Origin of the sequence: Catenibacillus scindens (assembly GCF_014202115.1) — a bacterium.
Lineage (GTDB): Bacteria > Bacillota > Clostridia > Lachnospirales > Lachnospiraceae > Catenibacillus > Catenibacillus scindens.
Window position 1 is genome coordinate 25548 of the sequence record NZ_JACHFW010000018.1, and the last position, 16394, is coordinate 41941.

The 16394-nt window shown below is 43.4% G+C and carries 9 protein-coding genes and 1 pseudogene; 9 read left to right on the top strand and 1 reads right to left on the bottom strand.

The window, feature by feature from the left end:
* Positions 1 to 8: 8 nt before the first annotated feature.
* A complete protein-coding gene (locus HNP82_RS15825) occupies positions 9 to 1370 on the top strand; it encodes an ABC transporter substrate-binding protein (protein WP_183776283.1) in 1362 nt (453 codons plus the stop codon).
* 225 nt (positions 1371 to 1595) lie between these two features.
* A pseudogene (locus HNP82_RS15830) lies at positions 1596 to 3345 on the top strand (IS1182 family transposase).
* A 187-nt stretch (positions 3346 to 3532) separates the two neighbouring features.
* Here the strand turns inward: HNP82_RS15830 and HNP82_RS15835 are convergent.
* A complete protein-coding gene (locus HNP82_RS15835) occupies positions 3533 to 5539 on the bottom strand; it encodes a TIM-barrel domain-containing protein (protein WP_183776284.1) in 2007 nt (668 codons plus the stop codon).
* Positions 5540 to 5639: 100 nt separating this feature from the next.
* Here HNP82_RS15835 and HNP82_RS15840 point away from each other — a divergent pair, with 100 nt between their 5' ends.
* The 7 genes from HNP82_RS15840 to HNP82_RS15870 all read left to right on the top strand — a co-directional run bounded on the left by HNP82_RS15840 (position 5640) and on the right by HNP82_RS15870 (position 16385).
* Entirely contained in the window at positions 5640 to 8153 is a 2514-nt protein-coding gene (locus tag HNP82_RS15840; protein ID WP_183776285.1) for a GH39 family glycosyl hydrolase, read from the top strand.
* A gap of 176 nt (positions 8154 to 8329) precedes the next feature.
* Complete coding sequence (locus tag HNP82_RS15845) at positions 8330 to 9967, top strand: ABC transporter substrate-binding protein (RefSeq protein WP_183776287.1); 1638 nt, start codon at positions 8330 to 8332, stop codon at positions 9965 to 9967.
* Positions 9964 to 11562 carry a glycoside hydrolase family 43 protein gene (locus HNP82_RS15850; RefSeq protein WP_183776289.1) on the top strand — a complete coding sequence of 533 codons (1599 nt, stop codon included), beginning with the start codon at positions 9964 to 9966 and terminating at the stop codon, positions 11560 to 11562. Before HNP82_RS15845 ends, HNP82_RS15850 begins: the two co-directional genes overlap by 4 nt.
* Positions 11563 to 11580: 18 nt before the next feature.
* Positions 11581 to 12372 carry an alpha/beta hydrolase gene (locus HNP82_RS15855; RefSeq protein ID WP_183776291.1) on the top strand — a complete coding sequence of 264 codons (792 nt, stop codon included), beginning with the start codon at positions 11581 to 11583 and terminating at the stop codon, positions 12370 to 12372.
* A gap of 66 nt (positions 12373 to 12438) precedes the next feature.
* Positions 12439 to 12579 (top strand): hypothetical protein, encoded by a 141-nt coding sequence (locus HNP82_RS15860; RefSeq protein WP_183776293.1) that lies wholly within the window; start codon positions 12439 to 12441, stop codon positions 12577 to 12579.
* Positions 12576 to 13907, top strand: coding sequence for a glycoside hydrolase family 30 protein (locus HNP82_RS15865; protein WP_183776295.1), 1332 nt, complete (start codon positions 12576 to 12578; stop codon positions 13905 to 13907). The genes HNP82_RS15860 and HNP82_RS15865 overlap by 4 nt, the downstream gene beginning before the upstream one ends.
* A gap of 135 nt (positions 13908 to 14042) precedes the next feature.
* The gene (locus HNP82_RS15870; protein WP_183776297.1) at positions 14043 to 16385 is read left to right on the top strand and encodes a GH39 family glycosyl hydrolase; all 2343 of its coding nucleotides are present in this window, start codon (positions 14043 to 14045) and stop codon (positions 16383 to 16385) included.
* Positions 16386 to 16394: the final 9 nt, after the last annotated feature.

The window sequence follows — 16394 nt, forward strand, 5'->3', positions numbered from 1 at the left end:
TTATGGCTATGGGGGATGCAGATACTCAAATTCTTGAAGAAGTATCTGCAGCATTAAGTGAAATTACTGAAGAAAAATTAAATTGCGATGTGGAATTAACCAGAATCGGTTTTGCTTCCTATATGACGCAGCTTAATCTGATTTTATCATCCGGGGATGCGTTGGATTTGTTTATTCCAATGGCTGATCCATCGGAATATGTTCAGACAGGCCAGATTCAGCCAATTACTGATCTGGTGGAAAGGTTTGCGCCTAATCTCTGTTCTTCTCTGGAAGAAAGAGATTGGATGAGTATGATTTATGATGGAGATATTTATGGTATGCCTGTAAATGGAGAAAAAGGCCAGATTCTTGGGTTTGGTATGCGCAAAGATATTTGTGACGAACTGGGAATTGATTATGAGAATTTTCAGTCTATGGATGATCTTCATGATGCTCTGGTAAAAGTAAAAGAGGCCCATCCGGATATGTATCCCGTGGTATCCAATGCCGGAGATATGTTTGGCGGAAGTACTCCGTATATAGGGCAGGATAGCTGCGGTGATTCCAACAACCTTGCGGTACTGGAAGATCCTTTTGATGAAAATGGGAAGATTGTAAGCTTTTTTGAAACAGATCTGTTTAAAGAAACATGTGAACGTATGTATCAGTGGAGTCAGGAGGGTCTGATCATGCCGGATGCTTCAACAAACACGGATAGCTGTAATACACTTGTAGCAGCTGGTAAGGCATTTGGATATTTTCAGCATATGACTCCTGGCTGGGAGATTGAGGCAACCCAAAATAATGGCGGAATTGAAACAGTTGCATGGAAATATGGAGTACCTACGTATATTGGAGGTCGTTCAGGTTGGTTTGTACCTACAGCTTCCGGAGATCCTGAGAGAGCGGTTGCTTTTTTTGACTTGATGTACAGTGATCCAACCGTTGCAAATCTTGTAATTAACGGCATCGAAGGCAAAAACTATGTTTTTGTGGATAAAGAAAACGGGGTGATTACTTTCCCTGAAGGAAAGGATGCTACAACAAATGGATATAGTCGTCTGGAATGGGCATGGCCCAATGAACGTTTAAGTTATACCGTAGAAGGTCTTGAAACTAATTGGGAGGAAAGTGATCAATTTACAGAATCTACTCAGGTTCCGGTATGTTTTGGGTTCAAATTTGATTCTACTTCAGTCATGAATCAGATTACTGCGTGCCTGAATGTTTATGAGAAATATGTGCCGGCTCTTTTATGTGGTTCCTTAAATCCTGATGAAACAATTCCGATTTTAAACGAGGAAATGGAAAAAGCGGGAATTCAGGATATTGTTAAGGAAAAACAGGCACAATTTGATGCATGGAAAGCTGAAAGCTCGGAAAACTGAAAAATAGAGACGTGTAGTAAAAAAGAGAGCTTGAGCGGCGGATCGATTTCCGCCGCTCAAGCTCTCTTTTTTATAAAGAAGGGGTTGTCGGGAAATAGATAATCCTAAATAGGCGCCGTAGTGACTCAGATGGGTCACTACGGCGCCTGAAATTTTTTTCCTGAAAATAGAAAAAAGATGGCTAACGACAACCATCTTTTCTCCGTTCCATGTTATAATGGAACTATGCTTACCAAAGACTATTATAACGACTTTTTTGAAATTGGGCAACAGAAATTTAACTTCAGTTTCTTCGATTTGAGGTTACCCGATGACGATCCAGTCTATACCCTTAAAAAAGTGATGGAGGAATTGGACTTTTCAGGCCTGCTGGCCTGTTATTCGGACAAGGGAAGAACAGGGTTTAACCCGATCATGCTGTATTCTGTTGTTACCTATGCAAACATGCGCGGTGTCCGCTCTGTTGACCGGATTGTTGACCTGTGCCAGCGGGACCTTGCCTTTATCTGGCTTACCAAAGGCCAGAAGCCTCAGCGGGATGCTTTTTACGATTTTAAAGGGAAAAAACTGACGGGAGAAGTCCTTGATGACTTGAATTATCAGTTCATGCGGCGTTTGAAGAAGGAAGGTCTTATCACGCTGAAAGAACTTTACATTGATGGGATAAAAATCGAAGCGAACGCAAACCGATACACCTTCGTCTGGCGCGGCAGCCTCAACTATCACCTTGCAGGTCTGCTGGATACCATCGATGCCCTTTATGCGAAGTACAATGCCTTCCTGCATGAGAATGGGTATGGCCCTAAATATGATCTGGGAGATGCCCATATGTTCGTGATCGAAGGGATGGACAAAATCCGGAAGGTTATCAAAGAGAACAGGAAACGGAAACTGACAAAGCATAAAAAGATTTCCAATAACACGGTGATCGAGATTGATAACTGCTCCCCTCTTGAGATCCTGAAACTGCAGAAGAATCTGCTGCGGATTGCCGATGGGGAAGGGACTGGATTCGTTTTGGGAAAGGGGAAACATAAGCCGGAGATCCAGAAGCTCTATGAGGAACTGGAAGCATGCGGAAGGCGTCTGATGGAGTATAAGGAATGTTTTGCGGTTATGGGAAAAGACCGCAACAGCTATTCCAAGACAGACCTTGAAGCAACGTTTATGCGGATGAAAGAGGACCATATGCTGAACGGGCAGCTAAAGCCGGCTTATAACGTCCAGATCGCGGTAGAGAATTATTTCATTGTCCACAGCTATATCAGCAATGACCGGACGGATTACAATACGCTGATCCCTGTTTTGAAAAAACATCAGGAAGCATTTGAAGATACCTTGGAGGCAGTGACTGCGGACAGCGGCTACTGCAGTGAAAAGAACCTGCTGTACCTGAAAGAGAAAGGGATACAGAGCTATATCAAGCTCCAAGACCATGAGAAACGGAAAACGCGTGCATACAAGGAAGATATCGGGAAGTATTACAATATGACATACGCCGCCTTTGAGGATGAGCATTATTATATCTGCCATGACGGAAGGGAGCTGTATCCGGACAGAAAGCAAAGCGCAGGAGGGCTACATCCAGACGTTGGAGGTCTATGGCTGCGCAGACTGCAGCGGCTGTAAGCATAAAGCCAGATGTCTTTATAAATACAACGCCGAAAAGAATCCGGATCGGAATAAAGTGATGAAGATCAACGAGCGGTGGGAAGAATTAAAAGAAGAGTCCAATGCGAATATCCAGAGTGAAGAAGGCATTTTGAAGCGACAGACACGATCGATCCAGACAGAAGGACACTTTGGAGATATCAAAGAGAATGAAAGCTTCCGGCGTTTTAACTACCGCTCAAAGGAAAAAGTGTATAAAGAATTCATGCTGTATGCAATCGGCCGGAACATTTTGAAATATCACCGGTTCTTACACGGAGAGATCAAGAAATACGAAGGAAAAAAGGCGCAGGAAGCCGCTTAGCTGATGGAGCGCCCTGAAAATCCAAACAAGGGGTTATTGCGCCCTAAAATAGAGAGTTAAAAAAGGATGAGACGGTTCCGCAAGGAATTCGGGCCTAAAAAAGTCCGAATCCTGCGGGAACGTCTCATCCTTGTTTCTCAGGGATTAAAAATCGGTATTAACCGACAGCCCCTCAGTATTGCGGGAATCAGTATTGTTCGGTTTTGGAGAGTCTGCGAAGGTATTTCTGAGAATATTCATAATTTTTACTAATACCATCATCTTCATAAAGATCATAGGATGCTCCGTTATATCCAAAAAGAGTCAGGGTGGATGAATCTACATTCCCCACAGTTTCCGCAGGCATTGCTACGGGAATACAATGACCTTTGCGGATAAAAAGTACAACTTCGTTCAGGCCAATGTATATATAATGGTGTCCCGCAAAAAATTGTTGAGTGAAAATAGTGCTTTTTCCGGAAAATTTAACAAGGAGCATATCTTCAGGGAGATAGACAATGCGTCCGGGGACGTTTTGCGTGTATACAGGAGTGATCATGATTTCATTACCGATGATAAGCTGGTCTTCTGTACTTCTGGCAATATCATCATCCGGATAAAGAAAGCCCAATGGTTTAAAATAAAGATCATTATTTAATGCAGCCTTCATATATTCACTGTAGATATATGGAAGAAGTCGATAGCGGACAGAAATAATGTCTTTAAAATCTTCTGGATGCTCAAATGCGTAGCACTCCTGAGCGCGGGTTCCTCTTGTTGTATGATTCCTCATTAATGGTGTAAAAACACCGAATGCAAGCCAGCGCAGAAGAAGATCCCGGGTGGTATTTGCGCCAAAGCCGCCAAGATCGGCACCGATATAAAGAAAACCACACATATTTAATGAGGGCATCATTTTAATATTCAGCAAAAGGTGCGACCACCAGGATTTGTTATCTCCGGTCCATATTCCTCCATAGCGATGCATACCGATATAAGAAGATCGGGAGAACATCAGAATCCTCTGAGAGGGGACAATTCTTTCAAATGCTTCACTAGCAGCACGGGTCATATTGTAGCCATATAGATTATGGACTTTATCATGGCGGATACGTTGTCCGTCAACATTATGAAAAAAACGGGTGTAATCTTTTGGGTTATTCCGAAGGGTTCCGATATGTGCAAAAAGATGGTAGGTTGTAAACTGGTCTGTAGTATCGTCTAAATATTCCCGAAGAAATTGTTTGACTTCTCCAAGACCTTCGTCAGAGTGAAAGATTGCGGGTTCATTCATATCATTCCAAAATCCATCAATTCCTATATCCAGTAATTTTTTATACTGTTTTCCGAACCATTCTCTGGCATTTCGGTTGAGAAAGTCTGGAAAATGTGTTCGACCGGGCCATACAGTTGCGGCAAAAATGCTGTTGTCTTCGCGTTTACAGAAATAATCACCGGCAACGCCTTCCTCATAGACATCATATCCCTTTTCAATTTTTACGCCAGCGTCAATGATTGGTATGAGATGGATTTTTTGTTCTCTCATTTCATTAACAAAGGCTTCAAAATCCGGAAAACTCTCTGAATTAACAGTAAAATCCTTAAAGTTTTCCATATAATCAATATCCATAAAGATCATATCCAGAGGAATATGATTTTTGCGATATCCCTTTAAAACCTGGCGCAGTTCATCTTCTGTAGCATAGCCATTCCGGCTTTGGCCGAATCCAAACGCGAATTTGGGAGGAATATAGCTTTGTCCAATGATTTTCCGAAATTGTAAAACTACATCATAAGCGTTCTTACCATTGATAATATATACATTCAGGTCTGAGCTGTCACAGTGCACAGTCAGCAAATCCTGGCGGGAGTAGCCGATATCAAAAGAAATGACGGAAGGATAATCAAAAAAAAGACCCCAATGCTGTTCTCCTGATATAATAATAAAATTATGAGCAGTATATAAAGAACAGATATCCTCAGTGTGATTGGACTCATCGGTACAGTTACTGATATAAATATAGCCTCGTTTATTAATGCCCCGGTTGGCCTCACCAAGACCGTAAACAATGTCATTATCGGACATAGTGTACGTCCAGGTATAACCATTTTCAATGTCTGTTTTTCCGATCGGCGGATGTCCATTTTTGCAATCTGTGGGGACAACGACTGCGTCTGTTTCAAATGGAGTGCCGTAGACATATTTCTCTACCATATGTATAACCTCCTGATAATATTTGCCGACAAACTCTGGCCGGCTGATATATATTATAGGATACTTGTTTGCAAAATGCTTGCACTATCACGGCCTGATAATGAAAAAATACATACTAAAATTATTTATTGTCAGCGCCTTTGCGAATGGCGAGACAGACCGGATATGCTTGCTGAAATGCAGCGGATATTTACTTGACCGCCGGAAAATGTTATACTTTCTCTATGATGATTTCAGCGGGGAAAGGACTGTAGAGATGAATTTAAAGGAGAAGGATTTTGATCTGACATTTCAGATGGGGAAGGGAGAAAACATCACTACTGTTTTAAATGATATAAAACTGATCTATATTTTATCCGGATCTATGGATGTCAGTGTTGGGACTGAAAATTTTAACGCCGGTGCCGGAGATTTCTTTCTTTTAAATGTGGGACAGAGTTTTGGATGGAAAAGCAGGGAGGACTGCCTGTATGCCTGCCTGAAGATTCGGTATGGTCTGTTTACGGAAAATTTGGGTATGCCCTATCTCTATTTTATATGCAGTACAGTGCGGGGCGATATGAACGCGGATATCTACCAGAGAGTTTTTCAGGTATTGTCCCAGCTTGTACGGGAATACACAGCGGCTCCGGGGACGCCGGGATTCAGGCGGGAGACACTCTGGTACAGTCTTATGGATATTCTTGTAAGACACTGCCTGTTTCACCGGCCGGAATCTATAGAAAATATCGAAATCAGCCAGCGCATGATCCTTGTCATGCAGTATGTATGCGCCAATTATATGAAAAATCTGTCCCAGGATGAGGCGGCCAAAACAATGTATCTGTCTTCCTCTGCGTTTTCGAGATGGTTTAAAAAACAGTGCGGAGTGAATTACGGTGATTTTGTGACCCGGGTACGGCTGACCCACAGTGTGGAAGATCTGATCTTTACAAATAAAAGTATGACAGACATTGCTCTGGACAATGGGTTTTCCAACGCCTCGGTATTCACAAAGGTTTTCCGAAAACACTACGGGCAGACGCCCACGGATTACCGAAAGGGACATACATCGGTTCAGGAAGTGGGAAATGACCTTATTGCCCGGGTAAAATCCTCACCGGAGTTTTTAAAAATCCGGTCAAGGACGGCAGTTCAGAAAGTCCGGGTGGTTCAGGCGGATACGGATCAGGGGACGGTATGGGAGGACTGCTGGAATCAGGGGATTAACGCGGGAGATGCTGCGGATCTTTTATCGGCCAGGATTCAGAGTCAGATTCTTACACTGAAAGAAAATCTCGGACTGAAATATGTGAGGATCAGTAATATTTTTTCATCCCGTCTAAGGCTCCGAAAAGAACACAGTGTGGGTCCGATGAATTTTGACGGTATTGACGGGGTTATGGACTTTATTATTTCCAACGGAATGCATCCGTTTATTGATCTGTGTGACCGGGAACATGTTGTTTTTCTGGCGATGAATGAGTTTTTATATAAAGAGCAGGCAGAAGGCACATTTTTAACCGCGGATGAACTGTTTCAGGTTCTTACGGATATGTTCCGCCATTTTGTCGGCAGGTATGGCGTCAGGGAAGTGTCTTCCTGGCTCATTGAGTGCTGGTATGATGACCGGAGCCGCCGGGTTGTTGGGCTGGATGAAAATTATGGCGTGATTTTCAGAGAAATATGTTCCAGGCTGAAAGAAGCGGCGCCCGGAATCCGCGTTGGCGGCTGCGGACTGGAACTGGGGATCAGTGAGCAGCATTTTAGGGAGATTGCTGCGGATATGGTGGAAAGCGGTGGAATTCCGGATTTTATCACCATGTATATTTATCCCTACGCGGGGCTGCGCAGTCAGATTTCGGACTTTGATTATACGGTGGAAAAACTCAGGCTGTGCAGAAATATTCTGGCACAGTATCATCTGGAAGATCTGGATATTTACGTGACGGAGTGGAATCTCAGCGTTTCATCCAGAAATTATTACAATGACAGTTGTGCCAAGGCGTCCATGCTGCTGCGCCATGTATCGTCCTCTGCAGGTTGCGGCAGGATGTTTATGTACAGTGTGGTCAGTGACCTGTCATCGAATTACTATGATTCTTCGAAACTTTTATTTGGCGCCCCGGGATTAATGAGCAAAGACGGCCTCTATAAACCGGTTTATTATGCGTTGTGGTTTTTAAGGCAGCTTTCCGGAAAACTTCTCGCCTGCGGGCCGGAACACATGATTACGGTAAGCGCCTCCGGTGTTTATCAGATCCTCCTGTTTTGTCCAAAGGCGCTGAATTACAAATATTTTCTGAGAAAAGAGTATGATATTAAGCCGTCAGACCTGGAAGGCATGTTTGAAGATAATGCTCAGATTGTGCTGAATATGGAAATAAATCATGTTCCTGAAACCGATTACTATATGAAATGTTATATTCTGGATCAGACCCATGGAAGTCTTCTGGATCAGTGGATGTCCATGGGACTTCCGGAGGGGCTTAATGGAAAAGATATTGAATATTTAAAAGGTGTGACTCAGCCGGGGCTGATCTTTAGGAAAATATCGGCGGCTCAGGGAAGGCTTTTGCTGAAAGAAACCATGGAGCTCCATCAGATCAAGCTGATACAGATTTATCCTTCATAAATTTTCCTGGAGTGGGAAGAATGACATACTGTTTGGTCGTTTTTTCCACTCTTTTCTTTGGAATCTTTTATTTGCACACTATGACAAAGAATCGGTCTTTGGTGAAAAGATAAAAGGTTTTGTCTCTGCTATACTTGATTTATCAGAAAAGAAAATTTCAGGAGGAGATGTATCATATGTTAAAAAAAGGACGCAGATGGGCGGCTTTATTAATGGCTGCGGCAATGGTTTCCACAGCAGCTTTCGGATGCGGAAACAGTGAATCCGCCGGAGGGGCGGATACGGGGGGAAGCAGCGCCCAGAATAATGAAGCAAATACCGGAGCAGATACAGAAGCAGCCGGCGGCACTGAGGGGGCTGCAGCCGCATCTCAGGAAGATATTGCAACAATAGAGATGGCTTTCTACAATACGTTTATTCCCAATGATGAAAATCTGACACGCATTGAAGATGCGATCAATGCCATTACAGTTCCGGAGATTAATACGGAAGTAAATATTACAGTCATTAATATGGGCCAGTGGGATCAGCAGATCAATCTGATGATTTCTTCAGGAGAACAACTGGATCTGATGCCTACATTCTTTTCAGGAGCTACAGCATTTTCCACACTGGCATCGTCCAATCAGCTAACGCCGTTAAATGATCTTCTGGAGGACTATGGCCAGGGCATTCTGGAAACCATACCGGAAAATTATCTGAACACGACAACGATAGATGGCAATATTGTTGCTGTGCCGATCTATAAAGATAACGTCGGCAAATTATATTACGCAATGCGTACCGATATCCTTGAAGAACTGGGACTGACCGAACAGGCTCAGAATATCCGTTCCATGCAGGATGTAGAGGAAATTCTCCGTATTGTTAAGGAAAAGACAGATCTGATCCCTATTGGCGAAACAGCGGCCAATGGCGTCATTGCCTTCCAGGGCGTTATGGTTACAGGAGACTTTGAAGATGCCTTTTTCTATGACCGGCTGATCAATGACTATATTGTTTCCGCAAATGATGATCCGGAAACGGTCGTAAGCCTTTACGATCTGGAAGAGTATAAAGAGGCAACATCTTTATTTAATTCCTGGTTTAAGGACGGTCTTGTCAATCAGGACGCTACGACAGCAGAGCAGCATGCGGAATATCATATTGCCGAAGGAAATACATTCAGTACATTTTTTGCCGCTGAGACATCAACGAAAAATGCGTTTGTTACAAAAGCCCAGTATCCGGTGACTATTATTGAAGTGTGCGATACACCTTTATCAACAAGTACGATCAATACATTAACATGGACAATCCCGGTAACATCTAAAGAACCGGAAGCTGCCATGGAGTTCCTTAACCTGATGTATACCGATGAACGTATTGTCAATCTTTTAAACTACGGGCAGGAAGATGTGGATTACGTTGTTAAAGAGGATGGTACTTTTGCTTTCCCAGAAGGTGTTGATATAAGCAGTTCCGGATATCATTTTGAAACATCCTGGCTCTTTGGCAATCAGTTCCTTGCCGGTGTATGGGAAGGGGACGAACCGACATTGCGTGAGGAAGCCCTCACAATCAATGAAAATGCTACATACAGCCCGATTTTTGGCTTTGCCGCTTCCAGCGCGGGCATGGACACTCAGCTTGCGGGAATTTTAAGTGCCTTTAATGAATATGCCAACAGTCTTCAGTGCGGCGCCATGGATGTTGAAACCAATCTCCCGGCATTCCAGGAAAAACTTAAAGCCGCAGGTATTGACGATGTTGTGGCCAACGTTCAGGGACAGCTTGACGCATGGCTGGCAGAGAATGGAGGAGAAGGACAATGATTCAGTATACAAACCCGGTGATCCGGGGATTTAATCCGGACCCAAGTGTGTGCCGTCGGGGCGATGATTTTTACATGACGGTCAGTTCTTTTGAATATCTGCCCGGACTGCCCATATACCACAGTAAGGATATGATCCACTGGGAAATGATCGGCCATGCTCTTTCCCGGCCGGAACAGATGGATTTTGAAGGCTCGATGGATAACGGGGGCATTTTTGCTCCCACCATCCGTTATCATAATGGCTGGTTTTATATCAGTACGACGAATGTAAGCCGTCCTGGAGGCATGGCACCCGGCGGTACGGCGAACTTTATTATCCGGGCAAAAGACCCTGCCGGAGAATGGTCGGAGCCTGTTTGGATCATGCAGAACGGTATTGATCCGGATCTGTTTTTCGATGATGACGGCAGAGTTTATTTTACAAGTACTGCGGATATTTCTGAAAACGGTGTTAATAAATCCGCAACGCAGATGTGCGAAATTGACATTGAAACCGGCGAAAAAAAGACAGAGAGCCGGATCATCCATTATGGCTGCGGCGGCCGTTTCCCGGAAGCGCCTCATATTCTGAAAAAAGACGGGTGGTATTATATTATGCAGGCCGAGGGCGGAACGGAAAGCGGTCATATGGAAACTATTTCCCGGTCAAAAAATGTGTGGGGACCTTATGAAGGCTGCCCCCACAATCCGATCCTTACTGCCCGGGACGCCAACGTAGCTCCCCTTTTTGGCATTGGACACGGTGATCTTGTGGATGATAAAAATGGTCAGTGGTGGATCGCATTTCTATGCTGCCGGTTAAGCGCTCAGTATTATCATCATCTTGGCCGGGAGACGGCGGTGGCTCCTGTAGAATGGATAGATGGCTGGCCGGTTGTGAATAGGGGTAAAATGCCTGTGGATAAAATGGTCATTGACCGTGAACCGCTGTGGATAAATGATGAAAGTTTTTCTGACGTGGCCATTCCAAGTCCCCACACAGATTTTTCCCGTGGACTTCCCGGGGAGTGGGTCAGCATTCGCACTTATTTTAAAGATTATGAGATCAGTCCAAAAGGGCTGAAGCTGCGGGGCAATGCGTATGCCTTTAAAGATAAAAAAACTCCGGCGTTTTTGGGGCGGCGGCAGCAGGATTTTGAATGCCGCATGGAAGTATGTATGGATTTTGATCCTGCCGGTGAAAACGAGGAGGCGGGTATTGCCCTGATGCACCGCCACGACGGCCATATGGAGCTTGTAAAGACGGTGCGAAACGGCCGGAAGGTTCTTCTTCTCCGCCGCTGCTGCGGGGATATGACAACAGAAACTTTTGTCGGCCTTCCGGAAAATCTTTCCGGCAATCTTTGCCTGCGCATTGTGGCGGACCGTTATGACTATGAATTTTCCTACAAAGGGGAAGACGGTCAATATGCAAAGGTCAGTACGGCCCAGACGAAAATGCTGTCCTCAGAAGTTGTGGGCGGCTGTATGGGGACATGGGTTGGTATCTATGCCTCCGGGAATGGCCGGACCTGTAAATCCCCGGCCGTCTTTCAATGGTTTGAGTATGAAATCTTGCCGGAAAAACCTTTGCGTCCCCTTTATGGCGATTAATTATGGGAGGAATTAAAAATGGCAGTTTTAACAACACGTTTTTCTTCAACGGCGCTGATCGGAAAAGTAACCCTTACTGCAGTCATTCCGTTTGAAAATTATGGGGATTTCCCAAACTTTAATGAACATCCCTATGATCTGAAAAAACCTATGCGTACCCTCTATCTTCTTCATGGGATCGCATGTGATGAATATGAGTGGCTCTGGTACTCCCAGATTGCCAAGTTTGCCGAAGAACACAGGATTGCCGTAATTATGCCCTACGGTAAAAATAATTTTTATATTGATAATGATCCGGTGGAACGGTGGAGTAAATTTGTGGGACAGGAACTTGTAGAAATGACACGGGGGCTCTTTCCTTTATCCCACCGCCGGGAAGATACATACATCGGCGGCTTTTCCATGGGAGGCTATGGCGCTATCTGCAACGGCCTGAAATATAATGATACATTCAGTCGTATTATCGCTCTCTCCAGTTTCCTTGATCTGGATACGGTGATCAACTCTACGGATGACACGCCTATAGAAACATCAAAGAGGAGTCATTTTAACCGGCTTTTTAAAGGCGATGTGTCAAAAATTCCCGGAAGCGACATGGACCCGCGGCAGTTATATCTTGACTGTAAGCTTCCGGTAAAGATCTATATGGCCTGCGGCCTGCAGGACGGTCTCCTTCTGGGCAACCGGGATTACCGCAATTTCCTCCAGGAACATGACGCCGATCTTCACTATGTGGAATCTCCCGGCGCTCATGACTGGGATTTCTGGAATCCGGCCATAAAAGACGCCATAGAATGGCTGGATCAATAGACGATAATTTAATACAGGCGTCCTCCAAAAACCCCCTCTGCAAGCTGCGGCAGAGGGGGTTTTTCATTGATTCGTTCTGAAAACTTCGGCTTTGCGGCGGATGTATCCCAATTTGGAACAGAGACAGCGTTCAGCAGCAGTTGGATGAATGGAAAGCATCCAGATGAGAGATATAAAATTAGGGAAAAAGGGGTGGATGAAAAATGAAATGGATATCAACAACCCGGAAGGAGTATTGGAAGGAGAGAATAATTGGCCCGGAAAACGTACTGGATGAAAATAAAATGACGTTGACGGGAGAAAAGGGACAGACAATCAAGGGCTTTGGCGGGTGTTTTAATGAATTAGGAGCTATTGCTCTTGAAAAAACAGATGATAAAGGCAGGGAACAGATTTTCCAACAACTATTTTCAACAGAAGAGGACAGTTGTCATTTTAACTTCTGTCGAGTACCCATTGGCGCCAGTGATTATGGGGCAGAGTGGTATAGTCTGAACGAATATGATGAAGACTATGCAATGGAACATTTTTCTATAGATCGTGACAGAAGGTATCTTATACCTTATATTCATAAGGCTATGGAAAAACAGCCTGATCTGACTTTATTTGCTTCGCCGTGGAGTCCCCCCACATGGATGAAAGCACCAAAGGCTTATAATTTTGGACAGATAAGGATGGAGGACAGAGTTTTAAAAGCCTATGCTCTTTATTTTAAAAAATTTGTGGAAGCATATAAGCAGGAAGGGATCAATGTAGAACAAGTCTATGTCCAAAATGAAGTTTTTGCGGATATGAAGTACCCATCCTGTAAATGGACAGCTCAACAATTAAAAATTTTTATCAGAGATTATATAGGCCCATTATTTAAGCAGTCAAATATGAATACACAGATTTGGCTGGGAACGCTTAATGGCCCGGAAGATTCTCTGTATATACCGGGAGCGGGAATCCAGGTGGATAATTATAATCGCTATGTGGATGCTATTTTGTTTGATAAAGATACCCGGAAATATATTTCCGGTATAGGTTATCAGTGGTCCGGGCGCAATGTGATTTCCAGGACATATGAGAGCTGGCCTGAGATCCCTCTTGTACAGACGGAAAATGAGTGTGGTACCGGAGAAAATTCATGGGAATACGCGGAGTATGTTTTTGGATTAATGCACCGCTATTTTCACGAAGGAGTCATTGCCTATACTTATTGGAATATGGTACTGGAAACCGGCGGATCAAGTACATGGGGATGGCGGCAGAATAGTATGGTTACTATTGATCCGAAGAATGGACAGGTAATATTTAATCCTGAATTTTACGCAATGAAGCATTTCAGCGCATTTGTACAGCCGGGAGCTGTCTTGCTGAAGACCCGCGGTCATTGGAACAGTGTCACAACTGTATTTCAAAATCCAGATCATTCTTGTGTCGTTGTTGTACAGAATGCGCTGGATCAGGAAATGCCGTTTACTTTTTCGGGGTGTGACAAGAGTTTCACTGCTGTTCTTCCTCCAAATTCTATGAATACATTTGTCTTTTGATCTTGGTTTATAATGATGTTATTTTATAAGGAGCCGACATAGTCTTTTCAGATTATGCCGGCTCCTTCTTGACGGGAAATCTGCCTGTGTTTTAAAATAATTTTAATAAAAAATTTCAGGGTGGGGGCCAGTCAGATGATCGATATAAAGATACTCAGTCATTTTCCTTCGGATGAAAAAATTCATACGGACGTAGTACTGATTTTTGTGTTTCGGGGGGCCGTAGCCCTTACGACACCGGAACAATGCAGACTTTTGAAAAAGGGAGAAATCTATATTGTTAATTCCAATACGCCATATAGTATAGATATCAGAGATGAAGGCATTCTCTGTCTGCTATATATCCAGTATAAAAGGCTTTGCCGCATATTGGGAGTTTCGGATATATGTTTTGAGAACAAAATGTCAGGATGGTCGCGGATAGAGATCAAAGAATTTGATGATTTACTCAATGGGATCATCAGTATTTATGTCCACCATATTGGAAAAGAAAGATGCCTGTTTGAGGCGGCCAAGTGGAAGCTGCTGGATTTCCTTATTGAACACTGCGCAAAAGAACAGGAAGGAGATAGGGAGAAATCCACACAGTCTTTTTTAGTACAATATGTACAGAAAAATTATATGAACGAAGTGACGGTTCAACAGGCAGCGGAAGCTGTACATATGTCCGAGTCTGCTTTTTATCGATACTTTAAAAAAACTTTCGGCGTTTCCTTTATGCAGTATGTCAATCAGACGCGTATGGAAGCAGCCGCTGAAATGCTGGTGAAAACAGGAAAATCTGCCCTGGAGATTGCCCTGGACTGTGGTTTTGCAAATGCCTCTGTATTGGGACGGAATTTTAAAAATCATTTTGGCTGTACGCCAAAGGAGTATCGAAGAAAATATATGGAATCCGGGCAATATCCGGAGGAAGAGGAGATGTCCTGGAATTATGTGAAGGATTTCATGGAGAAGGAGGGCATTGACGGAAGAAAGGCGCTTGCAGTAAAAGCCCGGGCAGATGTGAGAGAAAAAAGAGTCTTTGTCAATGTATGGAACCAGGCTGTTAATATCGGTCCGGCAAGATATGTACTTCTTACAAAAGTTCAGGAACATATATTAATGCTTCACAAAGAATTGAAGTTTAAATATATTCGTCTGTGGAATATATTTTCGACCCGGATGTTTTTCAGAAAATCCCATCAGACCACACAGTTAAATTATCAATATGTGGATGACGTCCTGGATTTCTGCGTGAAAAATCATATTTATCCACTGATTGATCTGGGGAACCGTCCGGAGACAGTTCCCGGGTCAGAAAAGGATCTTTATAAAGATGTCCGGCAGGATATGGGAAGCAGTCATGTGATTTTTCAAAGTCTGGAGGAATGGTATGCTATTGTGGGAGGTTTTGTGGAGCATATTGTTACACGATACGGGAACAGTGAGGTTGCCCATTGGATTTTTGAACTGTGGCAGGATATGAGCGGAAATGATTTTTATGGAATACAGGGCTATTTTACAGTGTTGGATTCGGTCATTCGTCTCATCAAAGATAAAATTCCTGAAGCCAAAGTCGGCGGAGGCGGCTGGGGTGGAGAGAAACAGTTTGTGGAAGGCTGTCAGGGAATTTTAAAAATGAAAAACAGGCCGGATTTTATTTCTCTGTATCTTTATCTGATCCACCGGGACGATATGCAGGATACGAATGTCAGGCAATACTACGAAAAGGATTATATGAAAAATATTCTTGAAAATTGGACCGGGATTATGAAAAGTATGGGGCTTGAAAAGATTAAACTGTATGTGACAGAGTGGAATCTGAGTATTGAAAATCATAATTATTTTAATGACAGTTGTGGAAAAGCGGCGATGATGCTGAATGTGATGATCGAGTGTATGTTCAGCCTGGATATGGGCTGTTATTTTTCCGGGACAGACCGGACGCTGTCAGATTATGATTCGATTGGGATTCTGGATGGAAATCTGGGGCTTATAAGCAAAGCCGGATTGAAAAAGCCATCCTGGTATGCTCTGAAATTTATGGGAAAGATGGGGAATTTCCTTATTGACAGAAACAAAAATTACCTGATTACGGCAGACGAAGATGGAAATTACCAGATTCTGATTACAAATTTCAAAAATTTCAGTCTGGATTACAGCGCCGGATTCAGTGAAAATCTTTCAGTCCGGGAAATGGATTATATTTATGATAATGATGATGCTATGAATCTGGTATTGACACTTACCCATCTGCCGGAAAGTCAGTATATCCTGAAAAAATACAGCTTTGGAAAAGAAGCAAGGCAATGCCTCAGTACCTATGATATTCTAAAGAAAAAAACAATCCTGGATCAGGATGATATAGAACTTCTGAAATATATACTGACTCCCCAGGTATCTGTAGATATTCAAAAATGCTCAGAAGGAATACTTTCTCTCCATGAAACAATGGAGGCCAATAGTTTTTGTTTTGTGGAAATTGCTAAAATTTGAGATTAAAAA